The organism is Bailinhaonella thermotolerans, assembly GCF_003594875.1.
Classification (GTDB): Bacteria; Actinomycetota; Actinomycetes; order Streptosporangiales; family Streptosporangiaceae; genus Bailinhaonella; species Bailinhaonella thermotolerans.
Genome location: NZ_QZEY01000011.1, coordinates 227,892 through 250,495 on the forward strand (window position 1 = coordinate 227,892; position 22,604 = coordinate 250,495).

The following is a 22,604-nucleotide window of genomic DNA, read 5'->3' on the forward strand; positions in this document are numbered from 1 at the left end:
GTGGACATCAGGGACAAGAACCGCGAATCAGGTAACGCCGGTAGTCGAACCCCAACTTCAGCCGCAGCGGCATCACCGCGCGCTCGGCGCGGTCCACCTCGGTCAGCGGCTCGACCCCGACGCCGGTCAGGCCCGCCCGCTCGAACACCTCGCGCACCGGCCCCGGATCGGCCAGCCGGTGCAGGGGCAGCCGCCCGGCCAGGTCGGGCGGGTATCCGCCGCCGTCGTCCTCCCCCGCCAGCCGGTCCAGCAGCCGCCCGGCGCGTACGGCGAGGCGGGCGGCCGGGGACAGCGGCGGCCAGAACTCGTCGATCGCCAGGACCAGGCCGCCGGGCCGGAGCAGGCCGCGCCACGCGCGCACCGCCCGCTCGGGTTCCGGCAGCGTCCACAGCAGGTGGCGGGACACCACCGCGTCGAACGGCCCCAGCCCGGCGGGCGGGCGCTCGGCGTCGCCGCGCACGAGCCGCGGCCGCAGCCCGCGCCGCTCCGCCTCCCTTGCGGCCACGGCGAGCATGCCCTCCGACAGGTCGAGCCCGACCACCTCGTGCCCGGCCTCGGCCAGGAGCAGGGTCAAGAATCCCGTCCCGCACCCGGCGTCCAGCAGCCGCAGCGGCCCGGGCGGGAGCATCCGCGCCAGCGCCGCCGTCCACGCCCGCTTCTCCGCCCCGGTCTTCAGCCCGTGGCCCCACGACCCGTCGTACCCCGGCGCCGCGAAACCCCAGATCTCCGCCACCCGCTCCTTGACCCGCTCCGCGTCGTCCCGGCCCGCGTCGCTCCGGTCCGCCTCGTCCCGGCCCGCCTCGTCCCGGCCCGCCTCGTCCCGGCCCGCCTCGTCCCGGCCGTCCCGGCCTGCCTCGTCCCTGTTCGCGTCGCTCCGGTCCGCGTCGCCCGGGTTCACGTCGCTCCGGTCCGTGTCGCCCGGGTTCACGTCGCCCGGGTTCGTGCCGGTGCCGCGGTCGGGTTCGCTCATCCGGCCACCTCCTCGCCCGTCCTGTCCTCGCCGTCCCGCTCGCCGCGGCCGGGGTCCTCGTGCGGCGCCTCGCCGAGGCCGCCTGAGAGGAAGGCGTGCCACAGCTCGCGGCGGCGGGGCTTGCCGCTGGTCGTACGGGGGATCGGGGCGGCGGCCACCACGACGCGGGCGCCCTCGGTGCGGCGGCGCAGGACCTCGCGCGCCAGCCCCGGCCACCCGGGGCGGGGCCGGTCCAGGACGAGGAGCACGGTCGGCTCGGCGCGGCGGTGGCCGAGGGCGGCGGCCACCCGGTGCGCGGGCACGCCGGCGCGGGCGAGCTCGGCCTCCAGGTCCTCGGCGAAGACCATGCGGCCGCGGATCTTCAGGCCGTCGCCGAGCCTGCCGAGGACGTACAGCCGGTCCTCCAGCAGGAACCCGGCGTCGCCCGTGAGCAGGGCGTCCCCGTCGAACCGCGTCGAGCCGCCGGGTTCTGCGGCGTACCCGTCGGCCACCGAGGGGCCGCGCACGACGATCTCGCCGACGGTCCCGCCGGGGATCGGCGTCCCGTCCTCGGCGCGGATCCCCACCTCGACCCCGAGCGGGCGGCCGCACCCCATCACAGGGACCCCCTCCGGGCCGAGCCGGACCGGCGAGCCGGGCGCCAGGCTCCCGGGGAGGACGCGGACGGAGGTCCACCCCTCGCGCAGGGGCAGACCCGTCACGGCCAGGGTCGCCTCGGCCAGGCCGTACGCGGGCAGCAGCGCCTCCCGGGCGAAGCCGTGCGGGGCCAGGAGCGCGGCGAACCGCTCGAACGCCTCCGGGTCCAGCGGCTCGGCCCCGATGATCGCGGCGCGCCAGTCCCGGAAGTCCAGGCCCGCGAGGGCGGCCGGGGGCACCTTCCGCGCGATGTGGGCCAGGCCGAAGCCCGGCATCGCGGTCAGCCGGGCGCCGAGCTCTCCGAAGCAGGCCAGGTAGCGCCGCGGATCGCGGACGAAGTCCTCGGGCGGCATCGACCACAGGTCGGACTGCCGCGCGACGGGGCAGATCAGGCAGCCGATGAGCCCCATGTCGTGGTGGACCGGCAGCCACGAGGCCACCGGGTCCCGCGGGGTCCACTCCAGCCAGGCGTGGATCGCGGCGACGTTGGCCTCCAGCGCCCGGTACGGCACGCGCACGCCCCGGGCCCGCCCGCTCGACCCCGAGGTGAACTGCAGCAACGCGTCCGGCCCGCGCCCGCCGTACGGCTCCCGCCCCGCGCGCTGCGGAGAGCGGCGGACGGACGGGCGGCCGGCCAGCAGGTCGCCGAGCGGCGCGGGCGGCACGCCCGGGGCGAGCGGGCCCAGCCGGGGGACCAGGTCGGGCTCGGTCAGCACGAGGGCGGGCCGGGCGGTGGCGACCAGCCCGGCGTAGTGCTCGCGGTAGCGTCCGGGGTCCTGGAACACGGCGGGCGGCGCGATCGGCGCGGGGGTGGCGCCCGCCAGCATCGCGCCGAACAGCGCGGCGACGAACCCCGGCCCCGGCCGCTGGACCAGGCACACGACGTCGCCCGGCTCCACCCCGGCGCGCCGCAGCCCCGCCGCCACGTCCTCGGTCAGCGACGCCAGCCGGGGGTACGGCCAGAAGTCCCACTCCCCGCCCGGCGCGGCGAACCGGATGCCCCGCCCGTCCGCCGGCTCCCCGATCCAGGCCAGCAGCGGCGACCGCCCACGTGAGTCCCCGCCGAACCCCGCCACGCTCGCACGATAACCCCGCCTCCGCCCTCCGGACACCCCGAACCCCGAACCCGCCCGCCGATCCCCCGCCCCACGAGCGCTCCCGGAAAGGGCACGTCCCGCGACCTCCCGGCCGGGGCGGGTGATCGATCCGGGGCGGGGGTGGGCACGCGGGCATGGACTCCCTCCGGATCAGGCCGATGATCCCCGGCGACCTTCCCGGCGCCGGGCACGCCTCGGCGGTGACGTCCCTGGAGGCGGACCGGCTCGCGCGACGGGTGGGCGACCCCGAGCCTCAGCCTCCGCAGGCCGCCGGCTCCCGGCGGTGGATCGAGCGGGTCGCGCACTTCCTCGCGACCGGCCCCGCCGGATGCCGGACGGCGGAGGAGGACGGCCGCATCGCCGGCCCGCCGCGGCCTCGCCACCGAGAGCCGTCTCGCCCTCCGCGGCCTCCCCGAACCCGCCCCCTACCTGGCCGGCGGCCACGTCCTGTGACCCGCGCCCCGGCGGGCGTGCGGCGCCCCCGCCCTCGCCCATGCCCAGGCCCCGCTCCCGCCGCCTTCCCGCGACGCCCGCCCGGCGCGTGCCGTACGGCGAAGCGGGCCGGGGTACGGCGGCGCGGGCCGCCGTACGGCGCGGAGGGGGTGGTCAGGCGGCGGCGGGCTCCCACCAGGTCAGGTTGGCCTGGGCCTGGGCCGCCGGCTCGATGATCTCCCAGGCCTCGGCGATGAGCCCGCCGTCGAGGCGCCAGATGTCGACCACCGTGATCTCCGGGCCGCCGGGGAGGTGGCGCCGCGAGTGCATCACGACGTGGTCGCCCTCGGCCAGCACGTGCATGATCTCCACCCGCATCCCGGCGAGCGGGACGAGCGCGGCGCGCACGGCGTCCAGCCACTCGGTCTTGGTCGACGAGGTGGAGTCCGGCCGGTGGTGGCGGAAGTCCTCGCTCAGCAGCGGCGCCAGCGAGCCGACGTCGCCCGTGCCGATCAGCTCGGTCAGCGCCTGCCGCACGATGTCCTTGTTCCGGGTGGCCATGTCGTTCGTCGTGTCGTTCGTCGTGTCGTTCGTCATGGGGGCAGTGTTCAGGCGGTTCCTCGGAATTGTCGATGAAATGGGATTTCATGGCGCTTCAGCGGAGGACGAGTAGCATCGGCGGCCATGTACACGGTCGGGGAGATGTTGCGTCAGTGGCGGCACCGCAGGCGGCTCAGCCAGCTCGATCTGGCGATCGCCGCCGACGTGTCGGCCCGCCACGTCAGCCTGGTGGAGACCGGCAAGTCCAACCCGAGCGCCGACATGATCCTGCGGCTCGCGGACCAGCTCGACGTGCCGCTGCGCGAGCGCAACCGGCTGCTGCTCGCCGCCGGCCACGCGCCCCGGTACGCCGAGCGGCCGCTCCACGAGGAGGCGCTGGCGGCGGCCTGGGACGCGGTCGAGCGGGTGCTCCGCGCCCACGAGCCGTTCCCGGCGCTGGTCATCGACCGGCGGTGGGACATCGTGATGACCAACCGCGCCATCGACCCGTTCCTCGCGGAGGTCGCCCCCGACCTGCTGCGGCCGCCGATCAACATGGTGCGGCTGGGGCTGGACCCGCGCGGGCTCGCGCCCCGGATCGTCAACCTGGCCGAGGTGCGCGCGCTGCTCCGCACCCGGATCGCGCGCCAGCTCGCCACCGCCCCCGACCCCGCGCTCACCGCGCTCTACGAGGAGCTCCTGGCGCCGGGCGCCGAGGACCCGGTTCCCCCGATCGCGTCCGAGGTCGTGGTCCCGATGATCTTCCGCTTCGGCGAGCGGGAGCTCCGCCTGTTCTCGACCACGACGACGTTCGGCACCCCGATGGACATCACCCTGGACGAGGTCGCCATCGAGTCCTACTACCCGAGCGACGCGGAGACCGCCGCCTACTTCACCGGCCTCGCCGCCCGGACCGGCGCCTGACCTCCGGCCGCCCCGCAGGCCCTCCTGGCGCGATCGCCGTCCGGCCCGATCGCCGTCCCCGGCGTACGGCGGGGCGCGGGCGGCCGCCGTACGGGCAGGCCGGGCGCGGGAGCGGACCGCGTATCCTCGGGACGGGGTTGACCTTGACCCCGGGGGCAGGGTTTAGGTTTCGCGGGGTGGGCGGAGTGCGGATCAGCGAGGTGGCGCGGCGGGCCGGGGCGACCGTGAAGGCGGTCCGGTACTACGAGTCGCTGGGCCTGGTCACACCGCGGCGGCGGGCGAACGGATACCGCGAGTACGGCGAGCACGACGTACGGCTGGTGCGCGAGATCCGGGAGCTGAGCCGGCTCGGGATCCCGGTCGAGGGCACGCGGCCGTTCCTGGAGTGCCTGGGCGCCGGTCACGAGCACGCGGACGACTGCCCGGCCTCGCTGGCCGCCTACCGCCGGGCCATCGACGAGCTGACCGAGCGGATCGAGGGCCTGGCGAACCGGCGGGCGGTCCTGCTGGCGCACCTGCGCGAGGCCGCCTACCGCAACAGCCGCGTGCCGATGCCCGATGAGGAGGAGACCCCCATGCGCACCGACTTCTACGAACTGCCCGCCGGGCTGCCCGTGCCCGAGGACGACGGGGCGGCCGACCACCTGCCCGGCACGCCGATGCCCGCGCTCACGCTGCCGGACACGGCGGGCCGAAAGATCTCCCTGGACGCGCCCGGGCCGGGCCGGACCGTGATCTACATCTACCCGCTGACCGGCCGGCCGGACCGCGACCAGCCCGAGGGGTGGGACGCCATCCCCGGGGCGCGCGGGTGCACGCCCGAGTCCTGCGGATTCCGCGACCACCACGCCGAGCTGCTGGCGGCGGGGGCCGGGGCGGTGTTCGGCCTGTCCAGCCAGGACACGGACTACCAGCGCGAGGTGGTCGAGCGGCTGCGCCTGCCGTTCTCCATGCTCTCCGACGCCGGCCTGCGCCTGGTGGAGGAGCTGCGCCTGCCCACGTTCGAGGCCGCCGGAATGACCCTCTACAAGCGCCTCACCCTGATCGTCAAGGACGGCGTGATCGAGCACGTCTTCTACCCGATCTTCCCGCCGGACCGCCACGCCGAGCAGGTCCTCGCCTGGCTCCGCGCCAACCCCTGACGCGGGTCAGGCCCGGCGGCGCGGGGTACGGCGGCGCGCACGGCCCGGTCAGGCGGCGGGGGCGGGGGAGGGGACGCGGGCGCGGTGGCGGACGAGGGCGAGGACCGCGGGGTGCGGGCCGAGGGGTTCGGTCACCTCGTCGGCGCCGGACGCGCGGAGCCGGTCGTGGAAGTGGCCGGGGGCCAGCAGGTGGGCGGCCACGATGACCCGCCGGGCGCCCCGGGCGCGCGCCCGGGCGACCGCCCGCTCCACCGACGGGGCGGCGGCCGCGCCGAAGCCCACGGTGACCGGGCGCGACAGCCGTACGGCCAGCAGGCGGGCCATGGCCCGGGCGGCGGCCAGGCCGGCGGGGTCGGAGGACCCGGCGGCGCCGAGGACGACGGCGTCGCCCGGGCCCGGGTCGTGCGCCGCCAGCCGGCCGGCCAGCGCCTCGGCGAGGAGCGGGTGGGGGCCGAGCGGCGGGGCGACCCGGGCGCGGCCCGCGACGACGGCGGGGATGTCCACGTGCGCGTGGTAGCCGCCGCCGAGCAGGAGCGGGACCACCACGGCCGGGCCCGGCGCCAGGTCCAGCACCGAGGCCAGCGAGGGCGAGCTGATCTCCAGGAAGCCGAGCCGGGCCCCCGGGACCCCGGCGGCGATCAGGCGCGTCACCTCCTCGCCGCGGGGGTCGCGGGTGCCGTGCGCGGCGAGCACGATCCCGCCCGCCCGCGGAAGGCCCCGCCCGTCCCCGGGGCCGTGCCCGCTCCCGGGGTCGTGCCCGTTCCGAGGCCCGGACCCGCCGCTCGGGCGGCCGGGCCCGGCCACGAGGCGGCGCCCGCTCATGAGACGGGGTCGCAGGCCAGGCGGTAGCCGCGCTTGACCACGGTCTCGACGACGCCGGGCCGGCCGAGGCCGCGCCGCAGGCGGGTGACCGCCATCTCCACCGCGTGCTCGGCGGAGACGCGGCCGGGGACGGTGCCGGGCAGGACGGTGCGCAGCTCCGCGCGGGAGACGACGTGGCCGGGGCGTTCGGCCAGGCGCTTGAGCACGGCCATGGGCGCGGGGGCCAGCGGCCGGAGCTCGCCGTCCACGACCGCCGCGTGCCCGCGCAGCTCCACCTCGTGCCCGCCGGCCTCGATCCTGCGCACGCCGTGGGCGGGCAGGTGGCGGGCGATGGCGCGGGCGAGCGAGCCCAGGCGGGCGCGCTCGGGCCGCACGGTGGGGACGCCGCGCTCCTCCAGGGGCGCGGCGGTGACGGGCCCGACGCAGGCCGCGGTCACGCGGGATCGCAGGGCGGCGAGCAGGTCGTCCTCCAGGCCGGCGGCGCGGGCGGCGGACAGGGTGGCCAGGACCGCGGGGGCGCTGGTGAACGCGATCGCGTCCACGGCCCCGCCGACGGCCTGGGCCACCAGGCGGCGCATCGGGGCGGCGTCGCGGCTCGGGGCCCACCGGTAGACGGGGACCTCGATGACCTCCGCGCCCGCCTCGCGCAGCGCGGCCACGAACCCGGTGAGCGGTTCGCCGTGGAGCTGGACGGCGACGCGGGCGCCAGCGACGCCCCGCTCCATCAGGTGGGCCAGCACCTCCGAGCACGACTCCGAGGAGGGCGACCAGGCGTCGGCGTGCCCGGCCGCCCGGACCGCGCCGCGCGCCTTGGGCCCCCGGGTGAGCAGCCGCGCCGAGGCGAGCCGCCCGCTCAGCTCCGCCGCCAGGCCCCACCCCTCGGCGGCGGCGAACCAGCCGCGGAACCCGACCCCGGTGGTGATCACGACATGGTCGAGCGGCCCGTCCAGGCAGCGCCGGGTGGCCGCGAGGAGTTCGTCGTCCTCGGGCAGCGGCACGAGCCGGATCGCCGGGGCGGTCACGACGCGGGCGCCCCGCCGTTCCAGCAGGGCGCGGAACTCCTCGCGCCGCCGCGTCGCGGTCACCCCGACCGTGAACCCGGCCAGGGCGTCGGGGGCGGTCTCCGGGGCCTCCCCGGTCACGGGACCCTCACCTCCACCCGGCCGTCGCGCACGCGCGCGTCGTAGACGGGCACGCGGACCCGCGGGTCGTCCAGGCAGGCGCCGGTCTCCAGGTCGAACACCTGCTTGTGCATCGGGGAGGCGACCGTGGCGCGGTCGCCGCGGCTGCCGACGATGCCGCGCGACAGGACGTACGCCCCGCTGAACGGGTCGAGCTGGCCGATCGCGCGCACGCGGCCGTCGAAGGTGCGGAACAGGGCCACCTGGTGCGGCCCGACCAGCACGCACGCGCCCCGCTCGGGCGTCAGGGCCGCGTAGTCGCAGACGGGGACCCAGCCCCGCGCGGTCTCCACCGCTCCGGGCTCCAGGACATCGGGCCTGCCGGTCGTCATGCGCGCGTCACCTCCAGTCCGCCGCGGGCGCCGATCTCGGTGATGAGGACCGGTTTGATCTGGTCGCGCTCGGTCTCGAACGCGATCGTCGGGTCGGGGGTGCCGGGCGCGTTCACGAAGGACACGAACCGCCGGAGCTTGTCCGGGTCGGCCAGGGTCGCCGCCCATTCGTCCTGGTACGACCCGACATGGCGCTCCATGGCCGCGTCCAGGTCTGCCCCGATGCCCAGCGAGTCGTCGATGATCACCTCGCGCAGGTAGCCGAGCCCGCCGTCCAGGCTCTCCAGCCACGCCGAGGTGCGCTGGAGCCGGTCGGCGGTGCGGATGTAGAACATCAGGAACCGGTCGATGGCCCGGATCAGCTCATCCATCCTCAGGTCGGCGGCCAGCAGGTCGGCGTGCCGGGGCTGGAAGCCGCCGTTCCCGCCGACGTACAGGTTCCAGCCCCCCTCGGTCGCGATGATCCCGAAGTCCTTGCCCCGGGCCTCGGCGCACTCCCGGGCGCAGCCGGACACGGCCGACTTGAGCTTGTGCGGGGCGCGCAGCCCCCGGTACCGCAGCTCCAGCGCGATCGCCAGCCCCACCGAGTCCTGCACGCCGTACCGGCACCAGGTGGACCCGACGCAGGACTTCACGGTGCGCAGCGCCTTGCCGTACGCGTGCCCGGACTCGAACCCGGCGTCCACCAGGCGCTTCCAGATCACCGGGAGCTGCTCGACCCGGGCCCCGAACAGGTCGATGCGCTGCCCGCCGGTGATCTTCGTGTAGAGGCCGAAGTCCCGCGCGACCTCGCCGATGACGATCAGTTTCTCCGGCGTGATCTCGCCGCCGGGGATGCGCGGGACGATCGAGTACGTCCCGTTGCGCTGGATGTTGGCCAGGAAGTGGTCGTTGGTGTCCTGGAGCGCGGCCTGCTCGCCGTCCAGGATGTGCCCGGCGCCGAGCGAGGCCAGGATGGAGGCCACCGCCGGCTTGCAGACGTCGCAGCCGCGCCCCCGCCCGTGGGCGGAGATCAGCTCGGAGAAGGTGCGGATGCCGCGCACCCGGATGATGTCGAACAGCTCCGCCCGGCTGTGGTCGAAGTGCTCGCACATGGCCTTGCCCAGCGCCACCCCGGACGAGGCGAGCAGCCGCTTGAGCATGGGCACGCACGACCCGCAGGTCGCCCCGGCGCGCGTGCACGCCTTGATCCCCGGCACGTCGGTCAGGCCCTCGCCCGCGATCGCCTCGCGCACCCGCCCGGCGGTGACGTTGTTGCAACTGCACACCTGCGCGTCGTCGGGCAGGTCGCCGCCCAGCGCCGCCGTGCCGCCGAACAGCAGCTCGGTCGGGGTGCCCGCCAGCGGCCGGCCGACGAAGGGGCGCAGCGCGGAGTACGGCCCGGCGTCCCCGACCAGGATGCCGCCGAGCAGGGTCTGCGCGTCGTCGGAGACGAACAGCCTCTTGTAGACGCCGCCCACCGGGTCCATGAACGTCACGTCGAGCGGCCCTGAGGCGGCCCCGAACTGCGCGACGTCCACGCCGAGCAGCTTCAGCCTGGTGGACAGGTCCGCGCCCGCGAACTCCGCCGTCCCTCCGCACAGCCGGTCCGCCGCCACCTCCGCCATCGCGAAGCACGGCGCCACCAGGCCGTACACCGTCCCGCCGGCGAGCGCGCACTCGCCGATCGCGTAGATCGCCGGGTCGGAGGTGCGCATGCCCGCGTCCACGACGATCCCGCCGCGCTCCCCCACGTCCAGGCCCGCCGCCCGCGCCAGCTCGTCGCGGGGCCGCACCCCGGCCGAGAACACGACCACCCCGGCGTCGATCGCGGTGCCGTCGGCGAGGGTGACCCGGCCCGGTTCGACGGCGGCCAGCGGGACCCCGGTGTGCACGGTGAGCCCGAGGCCCTCGACGTGCCGCCGCAGCACCGCGCCGCCGCCCTCGTCCACCTGGCGCGGCATCAGCCACGGCGCGACCTCGACGATGTGCGTCTCCAGCCCCAGCGAGCGCAGCGCGTCGGCCGCCTCCAGCCCCAGCAGCCCGCCGCCGACCACCACGCCGGTCCGCGCCCCGGCCGAGGCGGCCCTGATCGCGTCCAGGTCGTCGAGCGTCCGGTAGACGAACGCGTGCTCCGCGCCCGGCACCGGCGGCACGAACGGGCTCGACCCGGTCGCCAGCACCAGCGCGTCGTACGGCAGGGTGCGCCCGCCGCGGGTGGTCACCGTGCGCGCGGCGCGGCCGATCTCCGTCACGGGGTCGCCGAGCAGCAACTCCACGCCCTCCGGCACCGGGTACGTCAGCTCGTCGGCGCCGGTCCCGGTCAGGTACGAGGTGAGGGCCACCCGGTCGTACGCCGGCCGCGGCTCCTCCCCCAGCACCGTGATCGCCCACCCGGCTCCGCGCTCGACGAGCAGCTCGGTCAGCCGGTGAGCGGCCGGGCCGTGCCCGACGACGACAAGGTTCCGCCTCAACGCCCGCCCTCCTCACAATCGGATGACCCCGATAGTGGGCAGGCCGGGTTTCCCGTCCGGGTCCCTCGTGTTACCTCCGTGCTACAAGGCGCTCACCCGTTTCGCCTTCCGCGCCCTTTCCCGCTGTACGGCTCACGCGCTGTCCGGCACACGCGCCGCACGGCTCACGCGCCGGCCGCGGCCCGTGCGGCGAAGCGGACCCGGCTCGGGGCCGGCGGGCACGCGGGCTCAGGCCGTACGGCCGGGACGGGGGGCGGGCCGGGCGGGCGGGGCGGGGTCAGGGCCAGCACCAGCCCTGGGGGTTCTCGGGGCGGAGGGAGCGGACGCGGTTGTCGAACTCGCCGGTGATGTCCTCGCTCTTCCCCGCGTTGACCGCGAGCGAGCGCCGGCCCTGGTAGTGGGGGGCGGCGAACAGGCACCAGCGGCGCGCGGTGTTGTTGCGCACCGAGCCGGTCCTGCGGTCCATCCGGTAGAGCGAGAGGGTCCGGGCGCCGCGCCGCAACGCCGCCATGCGCCCGTGTCCGCCCCGCTTGTCGAACACGCAGAACGCCTTGGCCGGGCACCGCCCGAACCCGTCCTTCTTCCCGGCGGGCCTCGGCGTGGGCGACGGCGTGCCGGCGGGCTCGGGCGGCCCGCCGGGCGGGTGCGTGGCGGCCGGCCCCGGCGACCCGGTGGCCGCGGGCGCCGGGGGGCTCGCGGGTGAGGGGTCGGGCGTGGCCGCGGGCGGGGTCTCCGGCGGGTGGGCGGGGGCGGGGGCGCGGACGCCGGCCGCGGACGGCCCCGGCGTGAAGGGAGCCAGGATCAGCGCGAGGACGGCGAGGGCGCGGCGCACACGGTCTCCTTCCGGGACGAGGTGTCGGGCAGGGAACGAGAGTAGTCATCACATCACAGAGAGTCACCGGACTTTACCCAACCGGCGGCCGGCCCCGCCCGCCCGCGCGCGGGCGTCCCACGGTGATCACGTTGTCGGGTCGTCCCGGTATGGTGGGGCGCTTCACGCCGTTGATCCCCCTCTCGCCCCCTCGGGGCGTCCCCCTGGAAGTGCACGTGCGCCGCTACCGCTTCGGCCTGATCGCCGGCCCCCTCGCGATCCTGTACCTGGCCGCCTCCCTCCTCGCCGCGGCCTCCGCGATCGCGACCGGGGAGGACGGGCCGTTCCTGCGGCTCGCCGAACCCGGCTCCCGCCCGGACGGCCTCGGCCGCCGCCTCCCCGTCCTCCTGGCGGCCGTCGCCGTGCAGGCGTGGGCGATCTGGCACCTGGCCAGGGGACGGCTCGCCGGTCCCGCGCCCGCGGCCTCCCGGCTCGCGCGGTGGGCCCGCGTCCTGCTGTACGCCATGGCCGCCGACCACCTGATCGCGTTCGCGATGCCGTACGACCCGCCGGCGTGGACGGAGGTCGTCTCCGCCGGGCTGCGCCTCGCCGTCGTGACCGTGGTCGCCCGGCTGCTCACCGGGGCCTCCCGGAGGGCCAGGACCGCCGCGCTCGTGGCCGGGACCCTCGACGCCGCCGCCGTGGCCCTCCTCGCCCTGGCCCGGCAGTACGGCTCGGGCGACCTCGCGGAGTACGCCTGGCTGTCGGCGATGACCGCGCTGCCGGCGCTCGCGTGGGCGGCGCTGACGCTGCGGGCGCAGTCCCGCGACGGGCGGTTCGCCGGCCTGACCGTGCGGGCCGGGTACGCCGGCATGCTCGTGCCGGCGGCCGTCCTCGTGGCGGCGTTCCTCGTCCTCCTGACCTACTCCGCGGTCGACGCGAGCTCCCAGGCCGGGGCCCCAGTCGGCGTCGCGGCCGAGGCCGCCGGGGCGCTCGCCGTCCTCGCCGCCGCGTGGGCCGCGATGTCGGCGCACGACCTGGGGAATCCGCCTCCGCCGGAGGAGGGGCCCGAGCGCCCGCCGTTCCGGTGGCGGCCGCTGCCCGCGGTCGCGGTCGCGCTCCCGGTCCTGCCCGCGCTGCCGCTGCTGGCCGCCGGGGACGAGGGGTTCTGGCGCGCCGCCGAGGCGGCGGTGGGCCTCGCCCTCCTCGCGGCCCCGGTGGCGGCCGCCGTGCTGTGCCGTACGCGCCGCCTCGTCCTCGGGGCGACGGGCGCGCTCCTGGCCGTCGCGGCCCTGGCCGTCGTCGCGGCGGCCGCCGGGCACCGCGAGCCGTCGGAGGGCCCCCTGAGGGGGCGCCTCGTCGCGGCCGGCCTGCTGGAGCCGTCGGCGGGCGCGCAGCCGTACCTCTTCGGCGTCTCGCCGCCGCTCCTGGCCCTCGCCTGCGCGCTGTCCGCGCTGATCCTGTGGCTGACGTACGGCGGGAGCCCCCGGTGGACCCGGGTGGTCCCGCGGGCGGGCGGGGTGGCGGCGGCGCTGGCGCTGGTGGCGGTGCTGGTGACCGCGCTGGTCCCCACCGGCGCGCGGGTCCCCGGCGGCGGGGACCCGGGGCCGCGCTCCACGCGGGTGGCCGAGCCCACCCACGAGGATCCGGAGATCTCCGGCGAGGACGGCGCGGACCCCGGGGAGACGACCGGGCCCGGGAGGAACGAGCGGGGCCCGGAGGCGGCGATCACCCGCGAGGGGGAGTGCGGATCGTCCGACCCCGACTTCGAGTCCGAGCCCCTGCCCAAGGGCGAGCCGGGCTTCGTGTGCGGGGCGCGGGCGGCGATCCCGTCCGCGCTGAACATGCCGGACAAGGACCTCGTGGCGTACGGCAGGCGCCTGTGCGGGGTCTACGAGCGGGACGACCGGGCGGAGATCGCCCGGCTGCGCGCGAAGGACGGGGTGGACGTCACGCGGCTGCGCGAGCCCCTCGCCGAGATCTGCCCCGGGATCGCCGCGGAGATCAAGGCCGCCCGGGACCGGCAGGACCGGGAGTTCCAGGCGATGGAGGAGGCGGACCGCCGCGCCTGCGCCGCCTTCCGCCACCGGCCGCTGATCACGCCGCTCCGGGCGGTGCGGCACCGCGAACCGATCGTCTCCGAGTTCGCCCTGATGGGCGCGGTGGAGCCCGGCGCGGTCACGGACGAGGACGACCCCGGCGAGGATCTGATCGACCTGAGCGGCAAGCACCCGGTGGCGGCCTCCCGGCCCGGCATGCTGGTGATCAACTTCGAGAGCGACGCGACCACCTGCGTCATCACCGAGACGTACGACCGGCGCCCGCCCGTGGAGACCCGGGGCTGGGACGAGGTCGTCGAGATCGCCTACCGCAGCACCGACGGGAAGGCCGTCCTGCAGAACCCGCTGGGCGAGCTGGAGGACGGCTGGACCCTGCCGAACCTGGCCCCGCGCGGCCCCGGCCACTACCGGATCCGCGTCCATCTCGGCCGGCAGCCGGCGAAGGACGGCGGCGCGGCGAAACTCCTGATCATGTCCTACCCCGGCCGCGCCAAGGGCACCGTCGTCCACCGCGCCGCGCCCCGGCGCTAGCCGTACGGCGGCGCCCGGCGGGGCCCCTCCCCGCACGGCGGCGCCCGGCGGGGCACCCTCCCCGCGCCGTCAGCCCGCGGGGGCCTCCGCGTCCTGACGGTTCAGCCAGGACAGGAGGCCCTCGACGGCGCCCCGGCAGGTGCCGCAGCCGGTCGTGGCGCGGGTCCCCTCGGCCACGGCGGCCACGTCGCGCGCGCCGGACTCCCAGCACGCGCGGATGGCCCGCTTGCTGACGTTGTTGCAGTGGCAGACGGTCGCCGAGTCGGGCATGAGCGTCGGCGACTCGGCCGCGGCAGGCCCGGCCAGGCCGGGGAAGAGCAGGGTGGCGCGGTCGCCGGGGAGCGGCGTCCCCCGGTCGTAGAGCTGGGTGAGCGTGCCGACCGCGCCGGTCTCCCCGACGAGGATCGCGCCCACGAGCCGGTCGTCGCGGATCACGAGCTTGCGGTAGGTGCCGCGGGCCGGATGGGCGAAGCGCACGATCTCGGCGTCCTCGTCGGTCAGGTGGGTCTCCCCCATCGCCGCCAGCTCCACCTCGGCCGCCTTGAGCCGGGTGACCAGCCGCGACCCGGTGTACCGCGCCTCGCCGCCGGTGAGCACGGCCGCGGCCACCCCGGCCTGCTCCCAGGCCGGGGCCACCAGGCCGTACACCGTGCCGTCGTGCTGCGCGCACTCGCCGACCGCGTAGATCGCCGGGTCGGAGGTGCGCATGCGGTCGTCCACGAGCACGCCCCGGTCCACGGCCAGCCCGGCGTCACGGGCGAGCCCGGCCACCGGCCGCACCCCGCAGGCCACCACCACCAGGTCGCCGGGCACGACCTCGCCCCCTTCCAGCTCGGCCGAGCCGTCCGCGCGCACCGCGGTGATCGTGACGCCGAGCCGCACCCCGACCCCCAGGCCCGCCAGGGTGCCCGCCAGCACGTGCCCGGCCTCGGCGTCGAGCTGCCGCTCCATCAGGTGATCGGCCAGGTGCAGCACGGTCACCGGCAGGCCGCGCCCGGCCAGCCCGCGCGCCGCCTCCACGCCAAGCAGCCCGCCGCCGATCACGATCGCGCGCCGCGCGCCCTCGGCGGCCCGCAGGATCGCCTCGCAGTCGTCCAGCGTGCGGAACGCCACCACCCGCTCGCCCGCCAGGCCCGGGATCGGCGGCACGACCGCCTCGCTGCCGGTCGCCAGCACGCACACGTCGTACGGCTCGCGCGTGCCGTCCTCCGCCTCGACGACCCGCGCCTCGCGGTCGATCCGCGTCACGCGGACGCCGAGGCGGGCCGTGACGTCGTGGTCGGCGTACCACGAGGGCCCCTGCATGCGGATCTGCCCCGGGCTCGCGGTCCCGGCGAGCACGTTCGACAGCAGCACGCGGTTGTACGGCTGCCACGCCTCCTCCCCGAACACCGTCACGCGCACGTCGCGCGAGCGGGCCCGGACCTCGCTCACCAGGCGGGATCCCGCCATGCCGTTCCCGACGACGACCAGCCTCACGGGGCCACCTCCACGGGGCGCGCGGCCTGGACGCGGACCGCGCAGACCTTGAACTCGGGCATGCGGGACACGGGGTCGAGCGCGTCGCTCGTGAGCAGGTTCGCGCCCGGCCAGTGGAACGGCATGAACACCGTGTCCGGCCGGATCGCCGTGCTGATCCGGACCGGCGCCTCGGCCGTCCCCCGGCGGCTGGTCACCCGCGCCCGGTCCCCCGGCGCGAGCGCGAGCCGTTCGGCCAGATCCGGGTGGAGCTCGACGAACGGCTCCGGGGCGGCCTCGGCCAGCGGCCGGATCCGCCGCGTCTGCGCCCCGCTCTGGTACTGCGCCAGCACCCGCCCCGTCGTCAGGTACAGCGGGTACTCCTCGTCCACGTCCTCGGCCGGAGCCCGGTGGTCCACCGGCACGAACCGCGCCCGCCCGTCCGGCGTCGCGAACCGGTCCAGGAACACCCGCGGCGTGCCCGGGTGCCCCTCCGCGGGGCAGGGCCAGAACACGCCGCCCTCGCGGTCAAGCCGCTCGTAGCCGATCCCGGAGTAGTCCGCGGCCCCGCCCGCGCTGGCCCGCCGCAGCTCCTCGAAGACGTCGTACGGCTCCCGCCGGAAGCCCCGGGCGCCCAGCCGTACGGCCAGTTCGGCCAGCACCCAAAGGTCGGTCCGGACGCCCGGGGGCGGCTCTACCGCGCGGCGGCGGCGCAGGACGCGCCCCTCCAGGTTGGTCATGGTGCCGTCCTCCTCGGCCCACTGCGCCGCCGGGAGCACGACGTCGGCCAGCGCGGCCGTCTCCGAGAGCACCAGGTCGGACACGCACAGGAAGTCCAGCGCGCGCAGCCGCCGCGCGATCCGCCCGGCGCGCGGCGCGGACACGGCCGGGTTCGACCCGAACACCAGCAGCGCCCTCGGCCCGCCCTCGCCGCCCAGGGAGTCCAGCAGCTCGTACGCCGAGGGACCCGGCCCGGGCAGGTCGGCGGGGTCCACGCCCCAGACGCGGGCGACGTGCTCGCGCGCGGCCGGGTCGTCGATGCGGCGGTAGCCGGGGAGCTGGTCGGCCTTCTGCCCGTGCTCGCGCCCGCCCTGGCCGTTGCCCTGCCCGGTGACGCAGCCCCAGCCGGAGCCGGGGGTGCCCGGCAGGCCGAGGGCCAGCGCCAGGTTGATGAACGCGGTCACCGTGTCCGTGCCCTTGGACTGCTGCTCCGCGCCGCGCGCGGTGAGGATCACCCGGTTGCCGGGCGCGCCCAGCAGCCGCGCGGCGCGGCGCAGGTCCGCCGCCGGCACCCCGGTGACGCGCTCGACCCGCTCGGGCCAGTAGGCCGACACGCTCGACGCGATCTCCGCCCAGCCCGTCGTGCGGGCCGCGATGTACTCCTCGTCGGCGTGGCCGTCCGCGATGACCAGGTGCAGCAGGCCCAGGGCCAGCGCCAGGTCGGTGCCCGGGGTGAGCCGCAGGTGCAGGTCGGCCTGGCGGGCGGTGGCGGTCTCGCGCGGGTCGATCACGATGAGCCGCCCGCCGCGCCGCCGGGCCTCCGCCAGGTGGCGCACGAACGGGGGCATGGTCTCGGCCACGTTGCCGCCCGCGAGCAGGACCACGTCCGCGCGGGCCAGGTCGGTGACCGGGAACGGCAGGCCGCGGTCCAGGCCGAAGGCCCGCTGGGCGGCCGCGGCCGCCGAGGACATGCAGAACCGGCCGTTGTAGTCGATGTTCGAGGTCCGCAGCGCGACGCGGGCGAACTTGCCGAGCTGGTAGGCCTTCTCGTTGGTCAGCCCGCCGCCGCCGAACACGGCCACGCCGTCGGGGCCGTGCCCGGCCTGGATCCGGCGGATCTCCCCGGTGATCCGGGAGAGCGCCGTCTCCCAGTCCACCGGGACGAGCTCCCCGCCGGTCCGCATCAGGGGCGTGGTCAGGCGCTCGGGAGAGGACAGCAGCTCGCCCGCCGTCCAGCCCTTCTGGCACAGCGCGCCGCCGTTGGCCGGCACGTCCTCGCGGGGCGTGATCACGCCGCCGGCCGCGACGTTCATGCCGCACTGGAGCGCGCAGTAGGGGCAGTGGGTGGGGGTCGTCACCGGGCCCCCTACACCCGCGCCGCGGCCAGGCTCGGCGCCAGCCGTACGCCGACCGTCCGCAGGTAGCACCACCAGGTCAGGGCCAGGCACGCGCCGTAGAAGAGACCGAAGGACACCAGCGCGGCGGTCGCGCCGCCGGTCGCCGCGATGGACGTGCCGAACGCGCGGTTGATGAGGAACCCGCCGATCGCCCCGACCGCCGAGATGACGCCGATGGCGGCGGCGCTGTCGCGCTTGCCCGCCCGCAGCGCGGCCTCCCGGGCCGCCGGGTCGTCCGCGTCCACGCCCTCCAGCGCCTTCGCCTTGAAGATCGCCGGGATCATCCGGTACGTCGAGCCGTTGCCGACGCCCGAGGTCAGGAACAGCGCCATGAAGGACCCGAAGAAGACCGGGAAGGAGCCCTCGGCCAGCCCCGCCCCGGCCCCCGCCACCCCGGCGCCCATCGCCAGGAACGTCCAGAACGTCACCCGCGCGCCGCCGAGCCGGTCGGCCAGCCAGCCGCCGACGGGCCGGATCAGCGAGCCCGCGAGCGGCCCGGCGAACGCGACCGCCGTGACCTGGACCGCCGGGAACTGCGTCTTGGTCAGCAGCGGGAACGCCGTGGAGTACCCGATGAACGAGCCGAACGTCCCGACGTAGAGGAACGACATGATCCACGTCTGCGCGCGCCCGGCCGCCCGCACCTGCTCGCGCACGTTGGAGCGCGCCCCGGCCAGGTTGTCCATGAAGAACCACGCGCAGGCCGCCGCGGCGAGGATGAACGGGATCCAGAACAGCCCCGCCGCCGCGAGCCCGAGGCCCCCGATGATCATCGGGACGACGAGCTGCACGGAACTGACCCCGATGTTGCCGCCCGCCGCGTTCATGCCCAGCGCCGCGCCCTGCCGGCTCTCGGGGTAGAAGTAGGTGATGTTGGCCATGCTGGAGGCGAAGTTGCCGCCGCCGAGCCCGGCCGTGGCCGCGATCGCCAGGAAGGCCCAGTACGGCGTGCCCGGATCGCTCACCGCGACCGCCAGCAGCACCGCCGGGACCAGCAGCAGCAGCGCGCTCACGACCGTCCAGTTGCGCCCGCCGAACCGGGCCGGCGCGAACGTGTACGGCACGCGCGCCAGCGAGCCCACCAGGTTCGGCAGCGCCACCAGCCAGAAGAGCTGGTCGGCGCTGAAGTCGTAGTCCCCCAGCCGCACCGCGACCACCGACCACACCGTCCACAGCGTGAAACCCAGGTGCTCGGCCAGGATCGAGAAGACCAGGTTGCGGCGGGCGACCCGCTTCCCCCGCGTCTCCCAGAACTCCGGATCGTCCGGCCGCCACTCCTGAATCCACCGTCCGCCCATGCGGTCCCCTCCGGTCTCCTCGCCTCGTCGCCGCCCGCGGTGGCGCGACCGCGACCGAAGCTACGAGCGCCGCGTTACGCACCCGGGCCCTCCGTGACCGCCCGCGTGTTACATCTCCCGCACACCCGCAACAACCCCTCCATGAGCCGCGCCGCCCCACATCCCCGACATCCATCTCCGGAGGCCCGGGGCCCGGGGGCGGGGTGACTCCTCCCCCGGCGGGCAGGCGGCCCTGGACACAGTGTGTGACCGGGACGGCACCGTCGGCAAGGGCGATCGGGAGCGGGCGGCGGGGCGGAAGCCGTACGGGCGCGAGGATGGCGCGGGGGATTGGGGACGGGGGCGGCTGGGAACTAGAGTCGCCGAGTCGTGTTCTCACGCGGGGAAGGGACTCATGGCGGGTAAGCCGATCCGGCTGTTCGGGGATCCGGTGCTGCGCGGCGTCGCGGAGCCGGTCACGAGCTTCGACGCCGAGCTGCGCAAGCTGGTCAAGACGCTGCTCGCCACCATGCGGGCCGTCCCGGGGCGGGCCGGGGTGTCGGCGCCGCAGATCGGGGTGCCGGCCCGGGTGGTCGTCTACTCCTACGACGGGAGGACCGGGCACCTGGTGAACCCGACGCTGGAGCTGTCCGAGAGGACGGTCGAGGCCGAGGAGGCGTGCCTGTCCGCGCCCGACTTCTACTGGCCGCTGCGGCGCTCGTTCGCGGTCGTGGCGCGCGGGCAGGACATGGCCGGGCGGCCGGTGACCGTGCGCGCGTTCGGCATGGCGGCGCGGGTGCTCCAGCACGAGGCGGACCACCTCGACGGGGTCTTCTTCCTCGACCGGCTCCCACCGGAGGAGCGGGCGCGCGCCCTGGCCGAGGCCAGCCTGCCCGCCTGACCCGGGTACGGCTCGCGCCGCCCGGGCGCGGCGGCGCGGGGACCGGAGGGCCAGGTGGAGGGCTCAGCGGGGTGACAAAGCTGATCGTTTTCTTTGCGACGGCTGGGGATTGCGGAACTTTCCCCACTTCTCCCCCTAATACCGTCATAATGGAGCATCGGACCAGGACGGGATGGCCGACGGGGGTGAGCGTGCGGGTCGGCAACGATTCAGCCACCAGGACGAACACGGCGCGATAAAGAACGCCCGGCCATCCGTCTGCCGAGTTGAATCCAACCAATGCCCCTTCCCATGCTTGGGCCACTATGGCGATCGCTATCAATCACCCCGACGACCCCGCGTACCGCGATCTGCACGAGCGGCTACAGGACACCCGCCGGCGCGTGCTCGAAATGTCGCTGCTCATACGTCCCGAGGCCACCGGCATCCGGGACGCCCACAACGAACCGGCCGGGCTCAACCAGGCCGTGGACACATTCCTCGCCCTGCTCCAGGACCGGCTCCCGGCCTGGCTCAGGACCCTCGACACGCTCATCGAGCGGGCCGGCAAGGGAAACGTCACCGACAATCTCATCCCCGTCGCCCGGGCCGCCATCGACTATTACGCCGACGTCCAGGGAAACGCGCTCCCGGCGTTCGCGTCCCCGGCGGTCGCGGTGCGTTTCCGCCACGCCTTCGGCGCCCTGGACCTGGGCCCCGGCAACGAGGTGTCGGCCCTGTCCCGCTACATAGCCGCCGAGCAGTCCCAGGGCCGCATCACCACCGACGCGGACCCCGACGCCACCGCCCGCCTCCTCCTCGCCGGCTGCTTCCGCCACGCCTTCTACGAGATCTTCTTCGGCCTCGACTCCGTCCCCTCCCGCGACGTGGCGGCCAAGGAAACGGTCACCCAACTCCGCCTGGACCCCCGCCCCTGACCCCGCTTCGCGGCCCCTGCCGTACGGCGTGCGGCAGGGGCCGGAGTCGTCGGGCCCCGCTGGGCTAGGCCTTCTTGAGGACGTCGTTCACCAGGGAGCGGGCCTCCTCCTGGACTCGCCTGAGGTGGTCGGGGCCGTGGAAGGACTCGGCGTAGATCTTGTAGACGTCCTCGGTGCCGGAGGGGCGGGCGGCGAACCAGGCGTTCTCGGTCATGACCTTGACGCCGCCGAGGGGGGCGTCGTTGCCGGGGGCCGTGGTGAGGACGCCGGTGATGGGCTCGCCGGCCAGCTCGCGCGCCTGGACGTCGTCGGCGGTGACCGAGGAGAGGACCTTCTTCTCGTCTCGCGTCGCGGGGGCGTCGGAGCGGGCGTAGGCGGGGTCGCCGAAGCGGGCGGTCAGCTCGCCGTACAGCTCGCTCGGGGTGCGGCCGGAGACGGCCGTGATCTCGGCCGCGAGCAGGGCCAGGATGATGCCGTCCTTGTCGGTGCTCCAGGGGGAGCCGTCGCGGCGCAGGAAGGACGCGCCCGCGCTCTCCTCGCCGCCGAAGCCGAGCGTCCCGTCCAGCAGGCCCTCCACGAACCACTTGAAGCCGACCGGCACCTCGTGCAGGCGCCGGCCGAGGTCCGCCACGACCCGGTCGATCATGCCGCTGCTCACCATGGTCTTGCCGACCCCGGCGCCGCCCGGCCAGTCCGGGCGGTTGCGGTAGAGGTAGGAGATCGCGGTCGCGAGGTAGTGGTTGGGGTTCATGAGGCCGGCGTCGGGGGTGACCACGCCGTGCCGGTCTGCGTCGGCGTCGTTGCCGACCGAGATCTTGTACGCGTCGCGGTTCTTGATCACCGAGGCCATGGCGTACGGCGACGAGCAGTCCGACCGGATCTTGCCGTCCCAGTCGAGCGTCATGAACCGCCAGGTCGGGTCCACCTCGGTCTGCACGACCGTCAGGTCGAGCCCGTGGCGTTCGGCGATGCGCTCCCAGTAGGCGACGCTCGCGCCGCCGAGCGGGTCGGCCCCGACGGTCACGCCGGAGTTCGCGATCGCCTCCAGGTCGACCACCGACCCCAGGTCGTCGACGTACTCGGTCAGGAAGTCGTGCCGGCCTGTCGTGTCGGCCGCGAGCGCCTTGGTGTACGGCGTGCGCCGCACCCCGCGCAGCCCGTCCGCGATGAGCTCGTTGGCGCGGTCCTGGATCCAGGAGGTGACCTTGGTGTCGGCCGGGCCGCCGCTGGGCGGGTTGTACTTGAAGCCGCCGTCGGACGGCGGGTTGTGGGACGGGGTGACGACGACGCCGTCCGCCGGCCCGGTCTTCCTCCCCCGGTTGTACGTCAGGATGGCGTGCGACACGGCCGGGGTCGGGGTGTAGCCGTCGTGGACGTCGATCCGGACGTGGACGCCGTTCGCGGCGAAGACCTCCAGGGCGGAGACGCGGGCCGGTTCGGAGAGCGCGTGGGTGTCGGAGCCGAGGAAGAGGGGGCCGTCGATGCCCTGCGCGGCCCGGTAGTCGCAGATGGCCTGGCTGATCGCGACGATGTGGTCCTCGTTGAACGCCGTGTTGAACGCGGAGCCGCGGTGTCCGGAGGTGCCGAAGGACACCCGCTGGCCCGGGTCACCGGGATCGACGCGCAGGGCGTAGTAGGCGGTGACGAGCCTCGGCACATCGACCAGGTCGGACGGCTGCGCCGGCTTTCCCGCGCGCTCATCCATGTGGGCACTCCTCGCTCAGGGATCGGGCCAGTAGAGGTGTCGGCGGGCCGCGGCGTGCGCGGGCCCCGGCCTTCATGATCCCACTACCCGTCGGAGGTCCGGGTATCCCTGGGAAAGCCGCCTGAAATGAGCACTTCGCCGGACATTCGGCCGGGGGCGCGTCCTGTTTCCTCCGCGGAGAATGCGCCAGCCCGCTGGAAAAAGTCTCCGGAAATGCCGGAAGGGCCATCCCATACCGGGATGGCCCTTCCGTTCAAAGATGGTCCGGCGGCGTCCTACTCTCCCACACCCCTTCGAG

General features: G+C 75.9%; 17 protein-coding genes. 5 read left to right on the forward strand and 12 right to left on the reverse strand.

Annotated elements, in window-relative coordinates; genetic code table 11:
* Positions 1–7 precede the first annotated feature (7 nt).
* From D5H75_RS25970 to D5H75_RS25980, 3 genes are all read right to left on the reverse strand, one after another.
* The gene (locus D5H75_RS25970; protein WP_119929140.1) at positions 8–970 is read right to left on the reverse strand and encodes a class I SAM-dependent methyltransferase; all 963 of its coding nucleotides are present in this window, start codon (positions 968–970) and stop codon (positions 8–10) included.
* The gene (locus D5H75_RS25975) at positions 967–2,682 is read right to left on the reverse strand and encodes an AMP-binding protein (RefSeq protein ID WP_202638507.1); all 1,716 of its coding nucleotides are present in this window, start codon (positions 2,680–2,682) and stop codon (positions 967–969) included. The genes D5H75_RS25970 and D5H75_RS25975 overlap by 4 nt, the downstream gene beginning before the upstream one ends.
* 627 nt (positions 2,683–3,309) lie before the next feature.
* Positions 3,310–3,732: a nuclear transport factor 2 family protein gene (locus tag D5H75_RS25980; RefSeq protein WP_242454510.1), complete on the reverse strand. Its 423-nt coding sequence runs from the start codon at positions 3,730–3,732 to the stop codon at positions 3,310–3,312.
* 87 nt (positions 3,733–3,819) lie between these two features.
* Between D5H75_RS25980 and D5H75_RS25985 the strand changes: the two genes are divergently transcribed.
* Together D5H75_RS25985 and D5H75_RS25990 are read left to right on the forward strand one after the other, a co-directional pair.
* A complete protein-coding gene (locus D5H75_RS25985) occupies positions 3,820–4,599 on the forward strand; it encodes a helix-turn-helix domain-containing protein (protein WP_119929141.1) in 780 nt (259 codons plus the stop codon).
* Between the two features lie 176 nt (positions 4,600–4,775).
* Positions 4,776–5,741, forward strand: a complete 966-nt coding sequence (locus tag D5H75_RS25990; RefSeq protein WP_202638508.1) for a MerR family transcriptional regulator — start codon at positions 4,776–4,778, stop codon at positions 5,739–5,741.
* 48 nt (positions 5,742–5,789) lie between these two features.
* Here D5H75_RS25990 and D5H75_RS25995 read toward each other — a convergent pair whose 3' ends face one another.
* From D5H75_RS25995 to D5H75_RS44270, 5 genes are all read right to left on the reverse strand, one after another.
* Positions 5,790–6,434, reverse strand: coding sequence for a sirohydrochlorin chelatase (locus D5H75_RS25995; protein ID WP_242454511.1), 645 nt, complete (start codon positions 6,432–6,434; stop codon positions 5,790–5,792).
* A gap of 125 nt (positions 6,435–6,559) precedes the next feature.
* Complete coding sequence (locus D5H75_RS26000) at positions 6,560–7,705, reverse strand: uroporphyrinogen-III synthase (protein ID WP_242454512.1); 1,146 nt, start codon at positions 7,703–7,705, stop codon at positions 6,560–6,562.
* The gene (gene nirD, locus D5H75_RS26005) at positions 7,702–8,076 is read right to left on the reverse strand and encodes a nitrite reductase small subunit NirD (protein WP_119929143.1); all 375 of its coding nucleotides are present in this window, start codon (positions 8,074–8,076) and stop codon (positions 7,702–7,704) included. Before nirD ends, D5H75_RS26000 begins: the two co-directional genes overlap by 4 nt.
* Positions 8,073–10,529, reverse strand: coding sequence for a nitrite reductase large subunit NirB (nirB, locus tag D5H75_RS26010; protein ID WP_119929144.1), 2,457 nt, complete (start codon positions 10,527–10,529; stop codon positions 8,073–8,075). The genes nirD and nirB overlap by 4 nt, the downstream gene beginning before the upstream one ends.
* Before the next feature lie 277 nt (positions 10,530–10,806).
* Complete coding sequence (locus D5H75_RS44270; RefSeq protein WP_119929145.1) at positions 10,807–11,361, reverse strand: peptidase inhibitor family I36 protein; 555 nt, start codon at positions 11,359–11,361, stop codon at positions 10,807–10,809.
* A gap of 215 nt (positions 11,362–11,576) precedes the next feature.
* Here D5H75_RS44270 and D5H75_RS26020 point away from each other — a divergent pair, with 215 nt between their 5' ends.
* On the forward strand, positions 11,577–13,931 hold the full coding sequence (locus D5H75_RS26020) for a hypothetical protein (protein ID WP_119929146.1): 2,355 nt from the start codon (positions 11,577–11,579) through the stop codon (positions 13,929–13,931).
* A gap of 69 nt (positions 13,932–14,000) precedes the next feature.
* On the opposite strand, the gene D5H75_RS26025 is transcribed toward D5H75_RS26020, so the two are convergent.
* From D5H75_RS26025 to D5H75_RS41925, 3 genes are read right to left on the reverse strand one after another with little or no spacing between them, the layout of a single operon-like run.
* Entirely contained in the window at positions 14,001–15,410 is a 1,410-nt protein-coding gene (locus D5H75_RS26025) for an FAD-dependent oxidoreductase (protein WP_119929147.1), read from the reverse strand.
* On the reverse strand, positions 15,407–17,467 hold the full coding sequence (locus tag D5H75_RS41920) for a molybdopterin oxidoreductase family protein (RefSeq protein WP_277949972.1): 2,061 nt from the start codon (positions 17,465–17,467) through the stop codon (positions 15,407–15,409). The genes D5H75_RS26025 and D5H75_RS41920 overlap by 4 nt, the downstream gene beginning before the upstream one ends.
* An 8-nt stretch (positions 17,468–17,475) precedes the next feature.
* Complete coding sequence (locus D5H75_RS41925) at positions 17,476–18,804, reverse strand: MFS transporter (RefSeq protein WP_202638510.1); 1,329 nt, start codon at positions 18,802–18,804, stop codon at positions 17,476–17,478.
* A 394-nt stretch (positions 18,805–19,198) separates the two neighbouring features.
* Between D5H75_RS41925 and D5H75_RS26035 the strand changes: the two genes are divergently transcribed.
* Both D5H75_RS26035 and D5H75_RS26040 read left to right on the forward strand, forming a co-directional pair.
* Complete coding sequence (locus tag D5H75_RS26035; RefSeq protein WP_119929148.1) at positions 19,199–19,684, forward strand: peptide deformylase; 486 nt, start codon at positions 19,199–19,201, stop codon at positions 19,682–19,684.
* Positions 19,685–19,989: 305 nt separating this feature from the next.
* Positions 19,990–20,601: a TetR/AcrR family transcriptional regulator C-terminal domain-containing protein gene (locus tag D5H75_RS26040; protein WP_119929149.1), complete on the forward strand. Its 612-nt coding sequence runs from the start codon at positions 19,990–19,992 to the stop codon at positions 20,599–20,601.
* Positions 20,602–20,665: 64 nt separating this feature from the next.
* Here D5H75_RS26040 and pgm read toward each other — a convergent pair whose 3' ends face one another.
* Entirely contained in the window at positions 20,666–22,306 is a 1,641-nt protein-coding gene (pgm, locus tag D5H75_RS26045) for a phosphoglucomutase (alpha-D-glucose-1,6-bisphosphate-dependent) (protein WP_119929150.1), read from the reverse strand.
* Between the last annotated feature and the right edge of the window lie 298 nt (positions 22,307–22,604).